The sequence below is a fragment of the Embleya sp. NPDC059237 genome (assembly GCF_042754105.1).
Lineage (GTDB): Bacteria > Actinomycetota > Actinomycetes > Streptomycetales > Streptomycetaceae > Embleya.
The window spans coordinates 1,396,765-1,417,460 of the sequence record NZ_JBHZAE010000001.1 but is presented as its reverse complement, the minus strand read 5'-3'; the positions used below and the strand labels follow the sequence as shown (position 1 = coordinate 1,417,460).

At 70.8% G+C, this 20,696-nt stretch carries 15 protein-coding genes; 5 read left to right on the top strand and 10 right to left on the bottom strand.

Annotation, left to right across the window (positions count from 1 at the left end; all coding sequences use genetic code 11):
• Positions 1-56: 56 nt before the first annotated feature.
• A complete protein-coding gene (locus ACFXKZ_RS06170) occupies positions 57-2,240 on the bottom strand; it encodes an ArnT family glycosyltransferase (RefSeq protein WP_379996896.1) in 2,184 nt (727 codons plus the stop codon).
• Positions 2,237-3,544, bottom strand: a complete 1,308-nt coding sequence (locus ACFXKZ_RS06165; RefSeq protein ID WP_379996894.1) for a glycosyltransferase — start codon at positions 3,542-3,544, stop codon at positions 2,237-2,239. The genes ACFXKZ_RS06170 and ACFXKZ_RS06165 overlap by 4 nt, the downstream gene beginning before the upstream one ends.
• A gap of 214 nt (positions 3,545-3,758) precedes the next feature.
• Here ACFXKZ_RS06165 and ACFXKZ_RS06160 point away from each other — a divergent pair, with 214 nt between their 5' ends.
• Entirely contained in the window at positions 3,759-4,655 is an 897-nt protein-coding gene (locus ACFXKZ_RS06160) for an alpha/beta fold hydrolase (protein WP_379996892.1), read from the top strand.
• 75 nt (positions 4,656-4,730) lie between these two features.
• Here the strand turns inward: ACFXKZ_RS06160 and ACFXKZ_RS06155 are convergent, their stop codons facing one another.
• From ACFXKZ_RS06155 to ACFXKZ_RS06145, 3 genes are all read right to left on the bottom strand, one after another.
• The gene (locus ACFXKZ_RS06155; RefSeq protein WP_379996890.1) at positions 4,731-6,152 is read right to left on the bottom strand and encodes a selenium-binding protein SBP56-related protein; all 1,422 of its coding nucleotides are present in this window, start codon (positions 6,150-6,152) and stop codon (positions 4,731-4,733) included.
• 66 nt (positions 6,153-6,218) lie between these two features.
• The gene (locus tag ACFXKZ_RS06150) at positions 6,219-6,728 is read right to left on the bottom strand and encodes a hypothetical protein (RefSeq protein WP_379996888.1); all 510 of its coding nucleotides are present in this window, start codon (positions 6,726-6,728) and stop codon (positions 6,219-6,221) included.
• Between the two features lie 120 nt (positions 6,729-6,848).
• Positions 6,849-7,640: a dioxygenase gene (locus ACFXKZ_RS06145; RefSeq protein ID WP_379996886.1), complete on the bottom strand. Its 792-nt coding sequence runs from the start codon at positions 7,638-7,640 to the stop codon at positions 6,849-6,851.
• 126 nt (positions 7,641-7,766) lie between these two features.
• On the opposite strand from ACFXKZ_RS06145, the gene hrpA reads away from it, so the two are divergent.
• Positions 7,767-11,720 (top strand): ATP-dependent RNA helicase HrpA, encoded by a 3,954-nt coding sequence (gene hrpA / locus ACFXKZ_RS06140; RefSeq protein WP_379996884.1) that lies wholly within the window; start codon positions 7,767-7,769, stop codon positions 11,718-11,720.
• A gap of 97 nt (positions 11,721-11,817) precedes the next feature.
• Here hrpA and ACFXKZ_RS06135 read toward each other — a convergent pair whose 3' ends face one another.
• From ACFXKZ_RS06135 to ACFXKZ_RS06115, 5 genes are all read right to left on the bottom strand, one after another.
• On the bottom strand, positions 11,818-12,108 hold the full coding sequence (locus tag ACFXKZ_RS06135; protein ID WP_078974632.1) for a YiaA/YiaB family inner membrane protein: 291 nt from the start codon (positions 12,106-12,108) through the stop codon (positions 11,818-11,820).
• A 177-nt stretch (positions 12,109-12,285) separates the two neighbouring features.
• Entirely contained in the window at positions 12,286-14,703 is a 2,418-nt protein-coding gene (gene lon, locus ACFXKZ_RS06130) for an endopeptidase La (RefSeq protein WP_379996882.1), read from the bottom strand.
• A gap of 246 nt (positions 14,704-14,949) precedes the next feature.
• Complete coding sequence (locus ACFXKZ_RS06125) at positions 14,950-15,270, bottom strand: hypothetical protein (protein ID WP_379996880.1); 321 nt, start codon at positions 15,268-15,270, stop codon at positions 14,950-14,952.
• A 430-nt stretch (positions 15,271-15,700) separates the two neighbouring features.
• On the bottom strand, positions 15,701-16,309 hold the full coding sequence (locus ACFXKZ_RS06120; protein WP_379996878.1) for a dihydrofolate reductase family protein: 609 nt from the start codon (positions 16,307-16,309) through the stop codon (positions 15,701-15,703).
• A gap of 63 nt (positions 16,310-16,372) precedes the next feature.
• The gene (locus ACFXKZ_RS06115; RefSeq protein WP_379996876.1) at positions 16,373-16,726 is read right to left on the bottom strand and encodes a hypothetical protein; all 354 of its coding nucleotides are present in this window, start codon (positions 16,724-16,726) and stop codon (positions 16,373-16,375) included.
• Between the two features lie 186 nt (positions 16,727-16,912).
• Between ACFXKZ_RS06115 and ACFXKZ_RS06110 the strand changes: the two genes are divergently transcribed.
• The 3 genes from ACFXKZ_RS06110 (at position 16,913) to ACFXKZ_RS06100 (ending at position 20,492) form a co-directional block, all read left to right on the top strand.
• Positions 16,913-18,142: an MFS transporter gene (locus ACFXKZ_RS06110; RefSeq protein ID WP_379996874.1), complete on the top strand. Its 1,230-nt coding sequence runs from the start codon at positions 16,913-16,915 to the stop codon at positions 18,140-18,142.
• A 139-nt stretch (positions 18,143-18,281) separates the two neighbouring features.
• A complete protein-coding gene (locus ACFXKZ_RS06105; RefSeq protein ID WP_379996872.1) occupies positions 18,282-18,908 on the top strand; it encodes an NADPH-dependent FMN reductase in 627 nt (208 codons plus the stop codon).
• Positions 18,909-18,977: 69 nt separating this feature from the next.
• Complete coding sequence (locus ACFXKZ_RS06100) at positions 18,978-20,492, top strand: DHA2 family efflux MFS transporter permease subunit (protein ID WP_379996870.1); 1,515 nt, start codon at positions 18,978-18,980, stop codon at positions 20,490-20,492.
• Positions 20,493-20,696: the final 204 nt, after the last annotated feature.

The window sequence follows — 20,696 nt, the reverse complement described above, 5'->3', positions numbered from 1 at the left end:
CTACGGATCATCCGGGCCCGCCGTTTGCCGCACGCGGCAGGTCGATTGACAACCCGTCAGGCGGTTGGTGACGATTCGTCGGTAACGTTCCCTTCCGGCGCGGTCAGGTCGTAGAGGGTGACCCCGTCGACGGTGGTCGCGGTGAACGTGCGCTCGACCCAGGTCGCGATCTCCTGCGCGGTGTTGCTGCCGCCCATGCCGCGCATCCCGCCGAGGCCACCGCCGATGAAGTAGTGAATCCGGCCGTTTCGCACCAGCTTGCGGAATTCGTCCAGGGTCGGTGACGGGTCGCTGCCGTTGAAGCCGCCGATCGGCATCACCGGGTCGCCGGTGGCCAGTTGATAGCCCGAGGCGCTGTTCGAGCCGACGGAGGCGGCCACCCAGGTGTAGCGGCCGGCGTCCCGTTTCAGCGTCGCGACGACCTCCCTGCCCGGTGTGCTGCCGTTGAGCAGACCGCCCATGCCGCCGCCGGGTCGGCGTGCCGCGCCCCCGCCGTCCTGCGGGACGGAACCGTCGCCCGCGCCCGGGCGTTGCCCCCGGGTACGACCGGTGCCGTCCGGAGCACCGGGGAACACCTGCGACCCGGCGCCGGGTTGCCCACCGGGCGCCCGACCACCCGGCACCTGCCCCGGCACCTGACCGGGCGGCACACCCGGAAAGCCCCGTGGCCCACCCAAGCCCTCCGGACCCCCCGGACCGCCCGGCCCACCCGGGAACCCCCGCCCGAAGCCCGCCCCCACCGGGCCCGCGCTCGGGATCGACCCGCGCTGCGCCGTGGTCACGGTGGCCCAGGTGTAGCCCGCCGGCCCGGCCAGCAACGCCACCGCGGACACCCCGGCCGCCACCGGCGCAAGCCCGCGCAGCGCCGTGAGCCCGACGGCCAACACCCCCAGCGCGCCGACGACTCCGCCGATCAGCACGCCGTGCCGCAACCACGGATGCCAGTCCGGCGTACGGCCCAGCAGGTGGTACGCCCACCACGCGCTCACCCCCACGGTGAGCGCCGCGACCGCCGCCGCCCGCAACACCCGGCGCCGCTCCCACAACAGCGCCGCGCCCATCGCGACCAGCGCCGCGATCGCCGGCGCGAGGGCGATCGTGTAGTAGGCGTGGAAGATGCCCGCCATATAACTGAACGTCAGCCCGGTGCCCAGCAGCCACCCACCCCACAACACGATCGCCGCCCGAGCGGGATCGGTGCGCGGTGCCCGACGGGTCGACCACAGGCCCACCACCAGAAGAATCAGCGCGGCGGGCAACAACCACGAGATCTGGCCGCCCATTTCGGGGTTGAACATCCGGTCCCAGCCGGTGGCTCCCCAGCCGCCGCCCCGGGGCCCGCCGCCGCCCACGCTGCCGGTCTCGTCGCCGTTGAGCCGACCGAGTCCGTTGTAGCCCAGCGTCAGTTCGAGGATCGAATTGTGCTGCGAGCCGCCGATGTAGGGGCGCGACGATTCCGGCCACAGTTCCACGATCGCGATCCACCACCCGCCCGCGACCAGCAACGCCAGCCCCGACCAGAGCAGTTGCCGCACCCGCCGCCAAAAGTCCACCGGCGCCAGCACCAGGTACACCGCCGCAAGCACCGGCACGACCAGGAACGCCTGAAGCATCTTGGCCAGGAACCCGACCCCCACACACGCCCCGGCCAGAACCAACCAGCGGGTGGCGCCGCTCTCCTGCGCCCGCAGCACCGCGTACGCGGCGACGGTGAGCAGCAGGACGAGCAGCGCGTCCGGGTTGTTGAACCGGAACATCAGCGCCGCGACCGGCGTGAGCGCCAGCACCGCCCCGCCCAACAGGCCCGCCCAGGCCGGGAATCGGCGCCGGATCGCCAGATACAGCACGCCGACCGTGGCCACACCCTCCAGGGCCTGCGGAATCAGGATGCTCCACGCGTTGACCCCGAAGATCCGGGCGGACAGGCCCATCACCCACAGCGCCGCCGGCGTCTTGTCGACGGTGATCGAGTTGCCCGCGTCGGAAGAGCCGAAGAAGAACGCCTTCCAGCTCTCCGTGCCCGCCTGAACGGCCGCCGCATAGAACGAGTTGGCCCACCCGGAGGCGCCCAGGCCCCAGATGTAGAGCACGCCGGTGCCGACGAGCAGCGCGAGCAGCGCGGGGCGCACCCACGGCGCGTCCGCCTCGCGTCCGCGCACCAGTCGGACGTACCAGGGTCGATCGACCGTGCCTCCGCCCCTGGGAGCGGGGATCGGCAGCGGAACCACCACGGCGGTCATGCGTCCTCCTCACGAGACATGCTTTCGGCCGCGCTCGCCGACGTGATGGAAATCACCGAAGCGATCGATGCGTTCGGGCCTGTCGCGCCGGCCGCGGCCGGGCCGGCGGGTGAATCCGACACCGTCGCGCCCGGAGAGCGTCGGAAGACCCAGACCCGCAGCAGCAGAAAGCGCACGACGGTGGCGACCACGCCGGCGCCGACCAGCGCGGCCAACTCGACCCTTCGGGACGGATCCGCGACGGCGGCGTGCAATCCGGCCAGGACGGCGCTGCTCAGACCCAGGCCCACCACGAACGCCAGGCCGCCCTGGGCCTGATGGCGCCAGGCACCGGCGCGCCCGCGCACCCCGAAGGTGAAGCGCCGATTCGCCGCGGTGTTGGCGATCGTGGTGACGGTCAGCGCGAGGGCGTTCGCGGCGAGCACACCCAGGCCGTCCCGAAACAGGACGTACAACAACAGATGGGCCAGCGTGCTGAGTACGCCGATCGCCGCGAAGCGCGGGAGCTGGGCGCGCATCCCGGTCGGCAACCGCGCCTCGCGCACCCGGGCCGGGACCGGGACCCGAAACGTGCCGGCCGCGATCCGCCGGGCGACGCGGACCATCCCGCGCAGATCGTCGATCGCGGTGTGCAGCACGTCGACGCGGCTGTCCGGATCGTCGACCCAGTCCACCGGCACCTCGTGGATCCGCAGCCCGTTGCGCTCGGCCAGCAACAGAAGTTCGGTGTCGAAGAACCACTCCTCGTCATGCACGTGCGGCAGCAGCGCCTGGGCGACCACCGTACGGGCGGCCTTGAAGCCGCACTGGGCGTCGGAGAAGTGCGCCGCGAACACCCCGCGCAGCAGCAGGTTGTACGAGCGCGAGACCACCTCTCGGCGCGGCCCGCGCACCACGTCGGCCGAGCGGGCGAGGCGGGTGCCGATCGCCAGATCGCTGTGTCCGGTGACCAACGGCGCGACCAGCGGCAGGAACGCGTCCAGGTCGGTGGACAGATCGACGTCCATGTAGGCCACCACGTCGGCGTCGGACTCGGTCCAGACCTTGCGCAGCGCCCGGCCGCGCCCCTTGCGGTCCAGGTGCACCGCGCGTACGTGCGGCAGTTCGCGCGCCAACTCGCACGCCACCGCATGGGTGCGGTCGGTGCTGGCGTTGTCCGCGACGATGATCCGGAAGGCGTACGGGAATCCGCGCAGGAGGTAGGCGTGCAGGCGCCGGATGCTCGCGGTCAGCACGTGCGCCTCGTTGTACACGGGCACCACCACGTCCACGATCCGGGTGCGCGTGGGTGTCGTCAGGCTCATGGTCGGACGGTGTCGGGGCGGCCTGGGAGCCGGATGAGGCGTTTCTTAAGGTGCGATGAGAAACACGCGACGGCAAGCGCGCGGCGGACCGGCGCGGATGTGGCCGAGGGGGGACTGGCGCGGGACGGGCATGGGATGCGAATCTCGCGTACCGAGACGCCTATGCTGCCGATCGGAAGACCGGCACAGCGCGACACAGCGATCCGGAGGTCGGATGAACACCTCGGCGGGCAGATCAGTCGGCGCGGACTCCCCGCAACCGTTCGTGGAGGCGGCCGAGATCACGGCCGGCGGCTGGGTCTTCAACGCCCGCGTGGCCGGACCGGCGGCCGGGCGGCCGGTGTTGTTCCTGCACGGCTTCCCGCAGACCTCCGCCTCCTGGACGGCGCAACTCCTGGGCTTGGCGCGGGCCGGCCACCGGGCGATCGCCTTCGACCAGCGCGGCTACTCGCCCGGCGCCCGGCCGCCGCAGGAATCGGCCTACGGGCGCGACGAGTTGGTCGGCGACGTGCTCGCCGTGCTGGACACCCTCGGCCTGGACCGGGTGGACCTGGTCGGGCACGACTGGGGCGGCGCGCTGGCCTGGCAGGTCGCGGGGCTGGCGCCGGAGCGGCTGCACACGCTGACGGTGGTCTCCACGCCGCATCCGGTCGCGCTGGCCTCGGCGGTCCGGGACGAGGCGTCGGGCCAGCGGGAACAGTCGTCGTACATCCGGCTGTTCCGCACGCGCGGCGCAGCGGAGGAGAAGTTGCTCGCCGACGACGCCGCCTATCTGCGCGAGGTCTTTGCCTCGCTGCCCGCCGAGGTCACCGAACGCTACCTCGCCGTGCTGCGCGAACCGGGCGCGCTCACCGGCGCGTTGAACTGGTACCGGGCGATCGATCCGAAGGTCCTGCTCGACATCGGCGACATCGACATTCCGACCCTGTACGTCTGGAGCGACCGCGACCAGGCCTTCGGCCGCGCCGCCGCGGAGGCCACCGCCGACTCGGTCGTCGGCCCGTACCGCTTCGAGGTGCTCGCGGACGTGGACCACTGGGTCCCGGAGAACGGCGCGCAGGCCCTGACCGGGCTGCTCCTCGACCACTTGGCGGCGTTCCCGGCGCGGTGAGGCGGCCGTTCGCGTTCCGGGGCAGGCGCCACGAACAGCGCCCGCCCACCCGCGCCGGGTGGGCGGGACCCGGGTTCAGGACCGGGAATCCGACGGGTGGCAGTAGGAATCGGACGAGGCGTCGCCGCCCTGGAGCCGGGTCTGGTGCACCCGTCGGCCGCAGAACTCCTCGCCGTGCGGGAAGAAGCGCTCGTCGACCGACAGGCCGCCGTGCGCGGTGTCCGCGTCGAGCTTGACCAGCCACGGCTCGACGCCGTCCGGGTAGAACTGGTCGTCCCACGAGCCGTACAGCGAGTTGGTCAGATAGAGCCGCCGTCCGTCCCGGCTGATCTCGACCATCTGCGGCCCGCCGGTGAGCGGGACCTCGGGCGCTCGGGGGTGCGGTACGCGGCCGGCGATGCCGCCGAGCCGGACGGACGCGGTGCGCCGGGGATGGAACGGGTCGCTGACGTCGTACTGGATCAACTCACCGGTCCCCCAGGCCGATATGTACAACCAGCGGTCGTCCACGGACAGGTTGATGTCGGTGATCAGCGGCGGCACCGCGCCGAACGGCCGGATCACCGGCGGGAGTCGGTCCGAATCGGCGGCCTCGGCGGGGATCGTGATCACCTTCCGGATGGTGAACTCGTCGCCGTCCCGGTGCCACAACCACACCGACGCCGACAGATCCGTCACGTCCACCACGACGCCGACGAATCCCCAGGTCGCCTGCGGGTCATGGGCCGGCCGCAACTCCAGCACCATCTGGTGTTGATCGCCCAGGTCCAGCCGCTGGAGATGCCGCCCGGAGTCCAGTTCCCAAAAGTGCAACGCATGCCCGTAACGCCGGCCGAGCAGCAGTTCGGCGTCGACGCCGTTCTCGATCATCGAGGGGGTGCCCCACTCGCTGGTGATCGCGACGTTGTGGTTCAGGTGCCACCACACGTCGTACGCCAGGTGTTGCGGGCCACGATCGGTCTCCCAGGCCCGCCGCACCTCGAACGTGTCGTGGTCGAGCAGGGCGACACCGCCGGGGCCGTCGGCTCCGCCCGCGCCGCCCAGGCAGGACAGGAAGACCCCATCGGGACCGCAGTGCAGCGTGTGCGGGCGCGAGTAGCCCGCCCGGTCGGCGAGTTCCTTTGCCTCGATGGTCTTCAGCAGGGTCGGACGGGTCGGATCGGGCTGGGTGTCGAACACGTGCAGGCGCGAGGATCGCAGCCCGGGCGCGAGCAGGTAGCGCCGTTCGGGATGCTCGTGGCAGGCGTGCGCGAGTGCGCTGGAGCAGGCGTTCCAGCCGAAATGGTGCAGTTCGTCGCCTGTCCCGCTCACCTCGACGAGGCTCAACACCTGCCCGTAGGTCGGGGATTCGGGGTCGGTGTCGACGGTGAACAGCGCGTCGGGGTGCTGCTCGGTGCGGTCGAAGCCGACGATGTAGGCGAGTTTCTCCGGGGGCGCGGCGATCGCGTCCGCCGGTGTGCGGTAGAGAGTGGGGTCACCGTGCTCGGTCTCGGTCATGCCTTGTCTCCTCGGTGCATACGTCGAAGATGGACACGCAATTCCTCGGCGGGGCGGGACTCTTCCTCACTCCTCCCACAGGCCCGCCACCGTCAGGCCCGGGTCGATGTCGGCGAGCGCGCTGGTCGGGTCGAGGGTGGGCAGGACGCGGTGGGTCGCGGCGGCGTGCGCGTAGACGAGCAGCAGGTCCTCGGCGGTCCAGCGAACCGAGGGCCAGACCGCGTCGCGGCCGGGGCACAACCGGGTCAGGCGGGTGTGGAACTCGTCGAGCTCGGCCGGGTTGGTGAAGCTCCGGGCGGCCTCGATCGCATCCCGATCGGTGCGCAGGAGGGCGTGTGTGGGGACCACGGGGACGCGCATCACCGCGTCGGGATCGCCGTCCGACATGCCCATGCCGCGCGCGACGCGGTGCAGCGCCGAGGCCATCAAGAGCGCGACCAGCAACCCGCTGTCCTCGCGCACTCCCCCGGACGGGAAGAACCTCGCGTCCCAGAAATGTTGTTCGGCGTTCAGGTGCTCGCGCACGAGCATGCAGCCGACGCCCACGCAGCTCTGCGGCAGGGTTCTGGCAGCCATGCCGCTACGGTACGGCTCCGGTGGCGCGCCGTGGCGCGGTTTCGGTTATTTACGACAATGGCCTCTTTATGACGACGGTACGCCCGTACGACCATCACCTTCGGGCCGGCCCCGCCCGGCTCAGCCCAGCTGGATCGATCGTTTCGACAACCCGAACCAGAAGCCGTCGATCACCTGGCGCAACGTGTCCAGGTCCTCGTGTCCGGCGCCGAGCGAGACGAACAGCGGGGCCAGGTGCTCGGTGCGCGGGTGGGCCAGGCGCGCGGCCGGCGCCTTGTGCGCGAAGTCGAGCAGCGCATCCAGATCACCCGCGCGGAACGCCTCGTCACCCCAGTGGTCGAACTCGGCCGACCACCCGGGCACCGGCGCCTCGGCCCGGGGGTCCAGACCGCGCAGGTTGTGCGTGAAGAAACCGCTGCCGACGATCAGCACCCCCTCGTCGCGCAGCTCCGCGAGCCGGCGACCGACCCGGTACAGCTCCACCGGGTCGAGCGTGGGCAGCGACATCTGCAGGACGGGCACGTCGGCGTCGGGATACATCTCCACCAGCGGTACATAGGCGCCGTGGTCGAGGCCGCGCTCGGGCGCGTCCCGCACGTCCGGCCCGAGCAGCGCCCGCACCCGCGCCGCCAGGTCCGGCGCGCCGGGGGCCGGGTAGGTGACCCGGTAGTAGTGCTCGGGAAAGCCGCCGAAGTCGTACACGAGCGGGACGGTGCGCGTGGCCCCCAGCGCGATCGGGGCGTCCTCCCAGTGCGCGGACACCATCAGCACGGCCGTGGGCCGGGGCAGGTCGGCGGCCCACGCGGCCAGCTGGCCGGTCCACAACGCGTCGTCCGCGAGCGGCGGCGCGCCGTGACCGAGATAGACGACGGGCATGCGCGGCGTGGCGGGCCGCGACGAGGTGGTCTCCATACGATCAGAATACCAAGTAGTTCTACGTTCAACAATTGACCCGGCAGAGGGATCGGCGCTCCGAGCGCCTTCGGGAGTAATCCACTGGCCGTCGCCCCCGGGGTGCCACTTATCCTTGACCCCGTAATGGGAACGCCAGTAGCCACATCTCAGCTCGCCGACCTCCAGGCGCGCCTGCCCCACCTGATGCTTCGGGATCAGGACCGTCTGCGCCGTCGCCTGGACCGGACCCGCAAGAGTCGCAAGGGCCCGCAGCAGGTCGCCGAGACCGAGAGCCTGATCGCCGCGTTCGACGCCGCCGAGACACGGGTCGCGAACCGGCGTGCCGCCGTGCCCACGATCGGCTACCCCGAGGCACTGCCGGTCAGCCAAAAAAAGGACGACATCCTCGCCGCGATCCGCGACCACCAGGTCGTGATCGTGGCGGGCGAGACCGGCTCGGGCAAGACCACCCAGATCCCGAAGATCTGTCTGGAGCTGGGCCGGGGTGTCCAGGGCCTGATCGGCCACACCCAGCCGCGCCGGATCGCCGCCCGCACCGTCGGCGACCGCATCGCCGAGGAGCTGGGCGGACAACTCGGCGACGTGGTCGGCTACAAGGTCCGCTTCAACGACCAGTCGAGCGACAACACCCTGGTCAAGCTGATGACCGACGGCATCCTGCTCGCCGAGGTGCAGAACGACCGGCTGCTGCGCCAATACGACACGCTGATCATCGACGAGGCGCACGAACGCAGCCTCAACATCGACTTCCTGCTCGGCTACCTCAAACAGCTGCTGCCGCGCCGCCCCGACCTCAAGGTGATCATCACCTCGGCGACGATCGACCCCGAGCGCTTCTCGCAGCACTTCGACGACGCGCCCATCATCGAGGTCTCCGGCCGTACCTACCCGGTCGAGGTGCGCTATCGCCCGCTGGTCGCGGAGGTCGACGAGGACGAGGACGACGAGGAGGGCGGCGGCAAGCGCCGACCCGACGACCGCGACCAGGTCCAGGCGATCAGCGACGCGGTCGACGAGCTGCTCGGCGAGGCGTCCGGCGACATCCTGATCTTCCTCAGCGGCGAGCGGGAGATCCGGGACACCGCCGAGGCACTGAACAAGCGGCAGCTGCGCAACACCGAGGTGCTGCCCCTGTACGCCAGGCTGTCCGCGGCCGAACAACATCGGGTCTTCCAGCAGCACACCGGCCGGCGGATCGTGCTCGCGACCAACGTCGCGGAGACCTCGCTGACCGTGCCGGGCATCAAGTACGTGATCGACCCGGGCACCGCGCGCATCTCCCGCTACAGCCTGCGCACCAAGGTGCAGCGGTTGCCGATCGAGGCCGTCTCGCAGGCCTCGGCCAATCAGCGCAAGGGCCGCAGCGGGCGCACCTCCGACGGCATCTGCATCCGGCTGTACTCCGAGGAGGACTTCGAGTCGCGGCCCGAGTTCACCGATCCGGAGATCCTGCGCACCAACCTGGCCTCGGTCATCCTGCAGATGACCGCGCTCGGCCTGGGCGACATCGCCGCGTTCCCGTTCGTGGAGCCGCCGGATCGGCGCAACATCAAGGACGGCGTACAACTGCTCCAGGAGCTGGGCGCGCTCGACCCCGACGAGCCGGACGTGCGCAAGCGGCTGACCCCGATCGGGCGCAAGTTGTCCCAGCTGCCGGTGGACCCGCGCCTGGCCCGGATGATCCTGGAGGCGGACCGCATCGGCGTGGTCCGCGAGGTGCTGATCATCGCCTCCGCGCTGTCCATCCAGGACCCGCGCGAGCGACCGACCGAACACCAGCAGCACGCCGACCAGTTGCACGCGCGGTTCGCGGACAAGGAGTCCGACTTCCTCGCGTATCTCAACCTGTGGAACTACATCAGGGAACAGCGCGACGAGCTGTCCTCCAGCCGGTTCCGCAAGATGTGCAAGAGCGAGTTCCTGCACTATCTGCGCATACGCGAATGGCAGGACCTGCACAGCCAGTTGCGCTCCGCCGCCAAGTCGCTGGGAATCGAGGCGACCGGCGAGCCGAAGGAGCCGAACACCCAGCACATCCACACCGCGATCCTGTCCGGTCTGCTCTCGCACATCGGCCTGATGGACCCGGCCAAGCGCGAGTACGGCGGCGCGCGCGGCACCCGCTTCTCGGTCTTCCCCGGCTCGGCGCTGTTCAAGAAGCCGCCGCGGTGGGTGATGGCGGCCGAACTCGTCGAGACGTCCCGGCTGTGGGCCCGGATCGCCGGCCGGATCGAGCCGGAGTGGATCGAACCGCTGGCCGGGCACCTGATCAAGCGCACCTACAGCGAGCCGCACTGGGAACAGAAGATGGCCGCGGTGATGGCCTTCGAGAAGGTCACGCTCTACGGCGTGCCGATCGTGGCCGCGCGCAAGGTCGGCTACGGCAAGGTCGATCCGGAACTGTCGCGTGAACTGTTCATCCGGCACGCCCTGGTGGAGGGCGACTGGCGCACGCACCACAAGTTCTTCGCGGCCAACCGGCGACTGCTCGCCGACGTCGAGGAGCTGGAACACCGGGCCCGGCGCCGGGACATCATGGTCGACGACGAGACCCTGTTCGACTTCTACGACGAGCGCGTCCCGGCCGACGTGGTCTCCGGGCGGCACTTCGACGCGTGGTGGAAGAAGGCCCACCGCACCGATCCGGACCTGCTGAGCTTCGAGAAGTCCATGCTGATCAACGCCAAGGCCGGCGGGATCACCGAGGAGGACTACCCGAACACGTGGGTCGAGGAGGGTCTGGAGCTGGCGCTGACCTACCAGTTCGAGCCCGGCTCGAACGCCGATGGGGTGACCGCGCACATCCCGGTCGCGGTGCTCAACCAGCTCTCCGGCGAGGGCTTCGAGTGGCAGATCCCGGGGCTGCGCGAGGAGTTGGTGACCTCCTACATCCGGTCGCTGCCCAAGGGCATTCGGCGCGGCTTCGTACCGGCGCCGGACTACGCGCGGGCGATCCTGGGCCGGCTCACCCCGCGCAAGGGCTCTCTGGTGGACGGCCTGGAGCGGGAGTTGAGTCGGATGGCCGGGATGCCGGTCAAGCGGGAGGGCTGGGACCTCACGAAGGTGCCCGAGCATCTGCGGATGACCTTCCGGGTGCTCGACGACGACCGGCGCGTGCTCGCCGAGGGCAAGGACCTGGACGCGCTGAAGCTGAAGCTGCGCGAGCGCATGCGGGCGGCGGTGTCCGAGGCGGCGAGCACGCTGGACATCGAGCGCGTCGGCGTCACCGCGTGGGACCTGGGCGAGTTGCCGCGCGTGGTCGAGCAACGGCGCGGGCCGCTGGTGGTCAAGGCGTATCCGGCGCTGGTCGACGAGGGCGGCTCGGTGGCGGTGCGGCTGTTCGACAGCGAGCCGGAGCAGCTGCGCGCGATGCGGGACGGGACGCGGCGCCTGGTGTTGCTCAACGTGCAGTCGCCGGTCAAGCAGATCCAGGGCCGGCTGCCCAACATGGCCAAGCTGACGCTCAGTCACAACCCGCACGGGGGCATCGACGCGCTCTTCGAGGACATCCTCGCGTGCGCGGCGGACATGCTGATCCGCGACGCGGGCGGGCCGGCATGGGACGAGGCGGGCTTCGTCCGGCTGCGCGATCGGGTCAAGGCGGGGCTGCCCCGGCTGACCGAGGACACGGTGGTCAAGGTCGAGCGCATCCTGGGCGCCTCGCACGGGGTGGCCGGGCGGTTGAAGACGACCCGCAGTCCGGCGCTGGCCCCGGCGCTGGCCGACCTGAAGGCGCAGTACACGGCGCTGGTGCACAAGGGCTTCGTGGCCGAGGCGGGGTGGCGCCGGTTGCCGGACGTGCACCGCTATCTCCAGGCGATGGAGCGCCGGTTGCAGCGGCTGGAGGCGGACCCGGTGCGCGATCGCGAGCGCATGCAGAAGGTCCATCAGATCCAGGCGGCATACCGGGACTTGATGGACCGTCAGGCAAAGGGTGCGCCGATTCCGGCGGAGGTGGCGGCGGTGCGCTGGCAGATCGAGGAGCTGCGGGTGAGCTATTTCGCCCAGTCGCTCGGCACCCCGCAGCCGGTGTCGGACAAGCGGATCCTGAAGACGATCGAGGAACTGGGCGGGTAGCGGCGGGCGGTGCGACGGGGCCGGGGGCGCCGGGGGCCTCGGACGCACCGCCGGTCCGCGTGCGGATCGGTGTTCGGATCGGTGTGCGGATCCTTGTTCAGACCAGGTCGTTCTTGAACAGGTCGTGGTCGGTGAGCAACTTCTCCAGGCGAGCCTGGTCGACCCGGTTGACCACGGCCTCGCTCTCCTGCCGGTCCCGGACCACCTTGGCGAGGGTAATGCTGGAGGTCACCACGTAGAGCACGCCGATGCCGAGGAAGGCCCGGATCCAGCGGTCGACCGGGAGATACACGATCCCGATCAGAACCGCGCTCACGGACACCCCGAAGGACAGTGCGGCTTGGACGAAGAACCCTTGGGTGTTGTTGGTGCGCAGCGGCGAAGTCATGACGACAGTCTTGGGCCGGACGGGTGTCGCGCACATGAGTAGGTGTACTCAAGTGGCACGACCCGCCTCCCGATCCCGACCGGGTCGCGGCTCGTGTGGCCGAAAAGCACCGCGCGAGCCGCCCCTTCGGACGGCTCGCGCGGTGGGTTGTCGGGGTTGTCGGGACATCGCCGAGGGTCAGGCGGCCACGACCTGCCGACTGTCGGCGGGTTCGAGGGCCAGGTGCAGGACCTCGCGGACGTCGGCGACCGCGTGGACCGTGAGCCGGCTCAGGATCTCCTCGGGCACGTCGTCCAGGTCGGCCTCGTTGCGCTTGGGGATCAACACCGTGGTCACACCGGCGCGTTCGGCGGCGAGCAGCTTCTGCTTCACGCCGCCGATCGGCAACACCCGGCCGGTGAGCGAGACCTCACCGGTCATCGCCACGTCGGAGCGGACCGGCCGCCCGGTCAGCAGCGACACCAGCGCGGTGGTCATCGTGACACCGGCGCTCGGGCCGTCCTTGGGGACCGCTCCGGCCGGGACGTGGATGTGCACGCCGCGGTCCTTGAGGTCGCCCACCGGCACCTCCAGCTCCGCCCCGCGCGAGCGCAGGTAGGACAGCGCGATCTGGGCCGACTCCTTCATCACGTCGCCGAGTTGGCCGGTCAGGGTCAATCCGGTGCCGCCGGTCTCGGCGTCCGCGAGCGAGGCCTCGATGTAGAGCACGTCGCCGCCCGCGCCGGTGACCGCCAGGCCGGTGGCCACGCCCGGCACCGCCGTGCGCTGTTCGGCCTTGCTCAGCAACGACTCCGGGGTGTGCCGGGGCCGGCCGAGGTAGTCGCGCAGGTCGCCCGCGTCCACCGTGATCGGCAGCGGGTGCGACGCGGCGTCGAGCGCCTGCCGGGCCGCGACCTTGCGCAGCACGCGGGCGATCGAACGCTCCAGGGTGCGTACGCCCGCCTCGCGGGTGTACTCGCCCGCGAGCAGCCGCAGTGCGTCCTCGGTGAAGGACACCTCGGTGGCGTCCAGGCCCGCCTTGTCCAACTGACGCTTGATCAGGTGGTCCCGGGCGATGACGACCTTCTCGTCCTCGGTGTACCCGTCCAGGCGGACCAGCTCCATCCGGTCGAGCAGCGGCTCGGGGATGGTCTCCAGGACGTTGGCGGTGGCCAGGAACACCACGTCGGACAGGTCGAGTTCGACCTCCAGGTAGTGGTCGCGGAAGGTGTGGTTCTGGGCCGGGTCGAGCACTTCGAGCAGCGCCGCGGTCGGGTCGCCCCGGTAGTCCGAGCCGACCTTGTCGATCTCGTCGAGCAGGACGACGGGGTTCATGCTGCCCGCCTCCTTGATCGCCCGGACGATCCGGCCCGGCAGCGCGCCGACGTAGGTGCGGCGGTGGCCGCGGATCTCGGCCTCGTCGCGGACGCCACCGAGGGCGACCCGGACGAACGAGCGGCCCATCGCGCGGGCCACCGACTCGCCGAGCGAGGTCTTGCCGACTCCGGGCGGGCCGACCAGGGCGAGCACCGCGCCGGAGCGCCGGCCGCCGACCACGCCCAGACCGCGCTCCTCGCGGCGCTTGCGGACCGCCAGGTATTCGACGATGCGCTCCTTGACGTCGTCCAGACCGGAGTGGTCCGCGTCCAGGATCGCGCGCGCCTCGGCGACGTCGTACGCGTCCTCGCTGCGCTCGTTCCAGGGAATCTCCAGGACCGTGTCCAGCCAGGTCCGGATCCAGCCGCCCTCGGGCGACGCGTCGGAGGCGTGCTCCAGCTTGTCGACCTCCTTGAGCGCGGCCTCCAGGACCTTCTCCGGCAGGTTCGCGGCCTCGACCCGCGCCCGGTAGTCCTCCTCCTCGCTGTCCGGGGTGCCGTTGAGCTCGTTCAGCTCCTTGCGCACCGCGGCCAACTGCTGCTTGAGCAGGAACTCGCGCTGCTGCTTGTCCATGCCCTCCTGGACGTCCTTGCGGATCGTCTCGGCCACGTCCAGCTCGGCGAGGTGGTCCCGGGTCCAGCCGACCACCTTGGTCAGCCGCTCCTGGACGTCGATCGTCTGGAGCACCTCGATCTTCTGCTGCAGGCTCAGGTAGGGGGCGTAGCCGGAGTTGTCCGCCAGGTCGCCGGCGTCCTCCAGAGCCTGGACATGGTCCACCACCTGCCACGCACCGCGCTTGCCGAGCACGGTGGTGACCAGGGCCTTGTACTCCCGGGCCAGCTCCAGGGTGCGCTCGTCGGCCTCGACGTCCGGCACCCGGGTCGCCTCGACCCACAGCGCCGCGCCGGGGCCGGTGGTGCCGCTGCCGATCCGCACCCGGCCCTCGCCGCGCACCACCACGACCGACTCACCCCCGGGCAGCCGGCCGACCTGCTCGATCACGCCGAGCGTGCCCACCGCCGGGTACTGCCCGTCGTCACGCGGAACAAGCAGCACCCGCGCCTTGCTCTCACTACGGACGCCGGGCCCGGTGGACCGCCCCGCGGCGGCCCGCGCGGCATCCACGGCGGCACGGGTCTCCGCGTCGTCGAGTTCGAGCGGGACCACCATGCCGGGGAGGACGACGACGTCGTCCAACGGAAGAACCGGCAGGGTCAGGGTCCCGATGGTCTCGCTCATGTCATGCCCCTTCAGTGGCCACAGTCGAAAAACTTGCGCTGTACCGACTCAAGAAACACGAGCCCCTCTTTGTTCCCCCACCCACCCCGCCCCCTGTTCGCCCTGGGCGAAGTCGTCCTTTGGCCGGCCCGCGGCGACCACGGCTGTGACCGGGCGCGTGGGGTATCGGGGGGCTCGGAACGCCGAAGGGCCCCGGATCGCGAGCGATCCGGGGCCCTTGTCCACAGCGTGGGGAGGATGGCGACATCAGCCGCCGCAGTCCCACACGTAGTTGGCCGGGCCACCGGTCGAGTCCCATCGGAAACGCTTGGTCTCACCGCCGGCAAGGTATTGGCATTCCGGGTCGGGCCAGCCCGAGACCTGGACGCTCAGGTTCATGCGACGCCCGCAGTCGTTGCGGACGTCCGCCCACCGCCAGGTGGGAAAGCCGACGTGGGTGTCCTGATTGACGATCACGGCGCAGTCCAAAGGCTCCACGGCGGGGACTGCGGCTGTGGCGGCGGGTGCGGCGGACACGACGACGCCGGCGGTCGCGAGCGAGAGGGCGGCGATAGCCGTCCAGGACACATATCGGCGAGAACGAGTGAGAGAGCGCATTTCTTTGCCTCCGGGTCGATGTATCGCTCCCACTGTGGGAGCACTCACACACCCAGACTCCCTGCGTTGAGTAGTCGGATCATCACGCGCAGGCACGAGTTCGCCGTACATCGATCCGCGTACGTCGTCAGCCGTACGGCCTCATACCGGCGCGGCGCCCAAACGCGAGGCGGGCGCCGCCCGGGGCGGATGCGAGGCAGTGCGGGGCGACTGTGAAGCGATTCGGGACGTGTGACGTTGACGGCGGGATACCGCCGGACCGGGGGTGGTTGGGCGGCTGTACCGGACTCTCCGTTGCCGGGGGTGGCGCGCCTCGTTCGTGGTCATGGGTGCACCCGCGCTCGGCGCCGCGATCGCGCTGGGCCCGGCGGGGTTCGGCGCGGCGAAGGTGGCCTGTGACCTACTGGTAGCTGTCGTAGGTGGGCTTGCCCTTCGGTCGGTAGATGCCGAGGACGGTGCCGCCCTTGGTCGTCGAGACGCCGACCGGCTCCAGCGCGGTGGGGATCGCTCCGTCGGCGAACAGCCGCTTTCCGGTGCCGATGATCACCGGGTGGATGGTCAACCGGTACTCGTCGACGAGGTCGTGCCGCATGAGGGTCTGGGCGAGGTCGCCGCTGCCGACGACGTTGATGTTGCCGCCCTCGGATGCCTTCAACGCGCGGACGGCATCGGCGATGTCGCCCTCCAACAGCGTGGAGTTCCGCCACTCGACGGATGTCAGGGTCCGAGACGCCACGTACTTGCGCATGCTGTTCATCCGGTCGGTGAACGGATTGTCGGGACCGGCGGTCGGCCAGTACGACGCGAAGATGTCGTACGTCTTGCGGCCCAGCAGCATCGCGTCGGAGTCCTCGTACCACTCGGCGATGCCCGCGCCGACCTCCTCGTCGGTCACCGGCTTCTGCCAGCCGCCGTGCTCGAAGCCGCTCTCCGCGTCCTCGTCCGGCCCACCCGGCGCCTGCATGACGCCGTCGAGCGTCAGGAACGTACAAACGATGATCTTGCGCATGGTGTCCTCCCTGTGTCGTCGACGGGTAGACCCCACAACCACCGAAAACTCATCGGCGCAGCGTCAGAGGTGGCGTTGGGCGGCTTCGACGATGGTGTCTGCGGTGGTGTTGAACGCTATGGCCGCGCCGGGAGCGTGGGTGCGGACGAGGTTGACGGTCTGTTCGAAGAGCGGGAGGAGGTCTTCCGACTTGCGAATGCCGCCGCCGATCAGGACCACGTTCCAGGCGCGCTCGGTCAGGGCGGCGACGATCGTGGGCTCGGCGGTCTCGTCGGGGCCGAACACGGTCATGGACGCGTGGATGCCGTGGTCGGCGAATCGGGCCAACTCCGCCTCCAGGGTGGCGAGTAGGGCGGCGCCGTTGGTTCCGGGGACGATGTGCGGGTCGATGCCGAGTACAAGAACCGAAGAAGTCATGGGGTCAACCTACGAAATCGGGTCCGGCGGCCGGAACGGCGGGCCCACGTGGACCGGTTGGGCTTCGGGCGGGTGACGGCTCGGCGTTGAGGGCGGGTTTCCGCCAGACCCGGGGTGGTGGGGGTGGCTGTACTGGATACGCCCCGGCTTCCGGGGCTCCCCCCCACATCGCCGAAAGGGACACCCATGTCCGTCATCGCCCGAGTCGACGAACGTGCGGCCGCATCGCCCGAGCCCGGGACGGATCTCGCGCCGCCGCGGCAGTACTGGGCCGCCGTTGTGTGTTTGTTCCTCGGGATCTTCGCGATCGTGACGACCGAGATTTTGCCGATCGGGTTGTTGACGCCGATCGGGGACGACTTCGGGGTCTCGGACGGGACGGCCGGGTGGTTGATGACCGTGCCCGGGTTCCTGGCCGCGATCTGTGCGCCGTTGGTGACGGTGTCCACCGGGCGGCTGGATCGGCGGAGCATGCTCGTCGCGCTGATCGTGCTGCTCGCGGTGGCGAACTTCCTGGCCGCGCTCGCACCGGCGTTCTGGGTGGTGCTGGTGGCGCGTGCGCTGGTCGGGGTCACCATCGGCGGCTTCTGGTCGATCGGGGCGGGCCTGGCGCCCCGGTTGGTACGGCCCGAGGCCGTGGGTACGGCGACCGCCGTCATCTTCGCCGCGGTGCCGGCCGGCTCCGTACTCGGCCTGCCCGCCGGTACCCAACTCGGCGAACACCTCGGCTGGCGGGCCTCGTCCATGGTCATGGGCGCCCTCGCGCTGGCCGTGTCGATCGCGCTGCTCGTCCTGCTGCCCCCGCTGCCCGCGACGACCGTGACCCGGGCCCGGGTACTGCGCGGCCTGTTGCGCGGCGCCGACGTGCGGATCGGACTCGCCGCCACCGCCCTCGTGGTGATCGCGCACTTCGGGGCCTACACGTACGTGACGCCCTTCCTCGAGGAGGTCACCCACGTCGACCGCGGCCGGATCGGCCTGTACCTGCTGGCCTTCGGCGTGGCCGGCATCGTCGGGAACTTCGTCGCGGGCGCGGCCCTGCCCCGCCACTTGCGCACCGCCTTCGCCGGCTGCGCCGCGCTGATCGCCGCGGCGACCGCCCTCTTCCCGGTCCTGGGCCGGTGGGACGCGGGCGCGTTCGGCCTGCTCGTGGTGTGGGGATTGGCCTACGGCGCGGTCCCGGCCTGCTCGCAGACCTGGTTCGCCCGGTGCGCGCCCGACGCCCCGGAGGCCGCGACGGTGGTGTTCACGTCCTCCTTCCAACTCACCTTCGCCGCCGGCGCCCTCCTCGGCGGCGGCGTCGTGGACGCGACGTCCCCCTCGACGGTCATGGTGTGCGCGAGCGCGGTCGCCCTGACGATGGTCGCCGTCGTCGCACCTCTCGGCGCGCCCGGCCGCGACAGGGCTTCGAGGTAGCCCGACACCTGCCCCAAAACACGCCGAAAGGGTTCGGGAAAGCGGTAGTTGACTTCAAGTCGACTTGAACTTCTAACGTTTTCCTCGTCGCCCGGAGCAACCGCTTCCGAGGCGCATCCGAACTCTTCTTGGGGACGCCATGACCACGCTCGCGCACACCGTCGCCGACATCGACACCACCACCGCCGGCGCCGACAGGTTCCGGCTCGCCGTCATCGTCGGCAGCACCCGGCAGGGCCGGTTCGCCCCGGTGGTGTCGAACTGGTTCGCCGGCGCGGCCGAGGAGCACGGCGACTTCGAGGTCGACATCATCGACCTAGCCGAGGACCGCCTGCCCGACGTATGGGCCCCGCTGAGCGGCGAGCCCGCCGCCGTGGTCGCCCGGGTCGGCGCCCGCCTCGCCGCCGCCGACGCGTTCGTCGTGGTCACGCCGGAGTACAACCACAGCTTCCCGGCCGGGCTGAAGAACATGATCGACCTGTTCCGGAACGAGTGGCAGGGCAAGCCCGTCGGCTTCGTGTCCTACGGCGGCATCTCCGGCGGCCTGCGCGCGGTCGAGCAGCTGCGTCTGGTCTTCGCCGAGCAGCACATGGTCACCACCCGCGACGGGCTCGCCTTCCCGATGGCGTGGGAGAAGTTCGACGCCGACGGCAAGCCGGTCGACGCGGCCGGTACCGCCGCCGCCGCCAAGGTCATGCTCGACCAGCTCGCCTGGTGGACCGAGACCACGCGGTCGATGCGCGCGCGCCGCCCGTACGGCGTCTGACCCCCGGCGCGCGTCTTCAAGCGCCCGTCGCCGCAGCGTACCCACCCCGTCGAAAGCCAGGAGCCCGCGATGGCAACGACCACCGCCCCGGCCGCGAACTCCCCCGCGGCCATCCACCCCACCGACACCCCGCCCCGCGGCATCGCCGCCATCGCCCTCGTCGTCGTGCTCGGCTCGATCATGTCGGTTCTGGACGTGACGGTCGTCAACGTCGCGCTGAACCACCTCGCGCAGGACTTCGACGCCCCGCTGGCCACGATCCAATGGGTCGCGACCGGGTACACCCTCGCCCTGGCCACGGTCATCCCGATGGCCGCGTGGGCGATGGGCCGCTTCGGCACCAAACGGCTGTACATGTTCTCGATCGGCACCTTCGCCGCCGGATCGGTCCTGGCCGGCCTGGCCTGGTCGGCCGAATCGCTGATCGTCTTCCGGGTCCTGCAGGGGCTCGGCGGCGGCCTGATCATGCCGGTCGGGATGACCATCCTGGCCCGCGCCTCGGACCCGAGCCGGATGGGCCGCACGATGGCCATCCTGGGCATCCCGATCCTGATCGGCCCGCTGGTCGGCCCGATCCTGGGCGGATGGCTGGTGGACGACGTCTCGTGGCGCTGGATCTTCTTCATCAACGTACCGATCGGCGCGATCGCCCTGGGCCTGGCCGCCAAGGTCTTCCCGCGCGACACCGCGCAACCGACCAGGCCGCTGGACGTGCCCGGACTGCTGATGCTCTCCCCCGGCCTGGCCCTGCTCATCTACGGGCTGGCCACCGGCGGCGAGAAGGGCGACTTCGGCGCCGCCGGGGCGCTGGTGCCGGCCGTGCTCGGTGCGCTCCTGGTGATCGGCTTCGTGGCCCGGGCGTTGCGGATCGAGCACGCGCTGATCGATCTGCGACTGTTTCGCAGTCGGCCGTTCGTGGCCGCCGCGGGCACCATGTTCCTGTTCGTCTGCGCGTACTTCGGCTCGATGATGCTGGCTCCGCTGTACTACCAGCTGGTGCGCGGGGAGAGTGCCACCGCCTCCGGGATGCTGGGCGCGCCGCAGGCGCTGGCGACGGCGCTGTCCATGCAGGTGGCCAGTCGGCTCAGCGACCGGATCGCGCCGGGGCGGATCGTGTTGATCGGGATCGTGGTCGCCGCGTCCGGGTTCCTGGCGTTCACCACGCAGGTGGCGGCGGATACGCCGTACTGGGTGCTGATGGCGTGCATGTCGGTGACCGGTGTCGGGGTGGGGATGACGCTGATGCCGACCACCGCCTCGGCGCTGCGCACGATGTCGCACGAGCAGGTCGCGGTCGCGGGGACGACATTGACGATCATCCAGCAGGTGTCGGCGGCGATCGGTGGGGCGTTGATGTCGGTGCTGTTGGCCGGGTCGATGCGGGATGGCCTGCCGGCCGGGCAGGGGGCCGGCGGGCTGGGCGAGCTGCACACGTTGTCGCCGGATGTGGTGGTGGCGATCGGGCCGGCGTTGGCCGATGCGTTTCAGGGGACGTACTGGTGGGCCGTGACGTTGATGGGGCTGGCGTTCCTGCCGGCGCTGTTGATGAGCCGCCGTCGGCCCACGGGGGCGGTGGGCGAGTAGGCCGGGGTCGGGCGGCCGTCCTCAAACGCCGGACGGGCTGGTCCTCAAGCGCCGGACGGGCTGGGTTTGCTCGGGTCGACGAGGTCGTTGTGGGTGCCCGTGCTCCTGTGCCGGCCGGCGGCCCGCTGGTCCTCAAGCGCCGGACGGGCTGGAGGTGGCGGCCCGAGTCGGGTGTCCTCAAACGCCGGACGGGCTGTGTGGCCC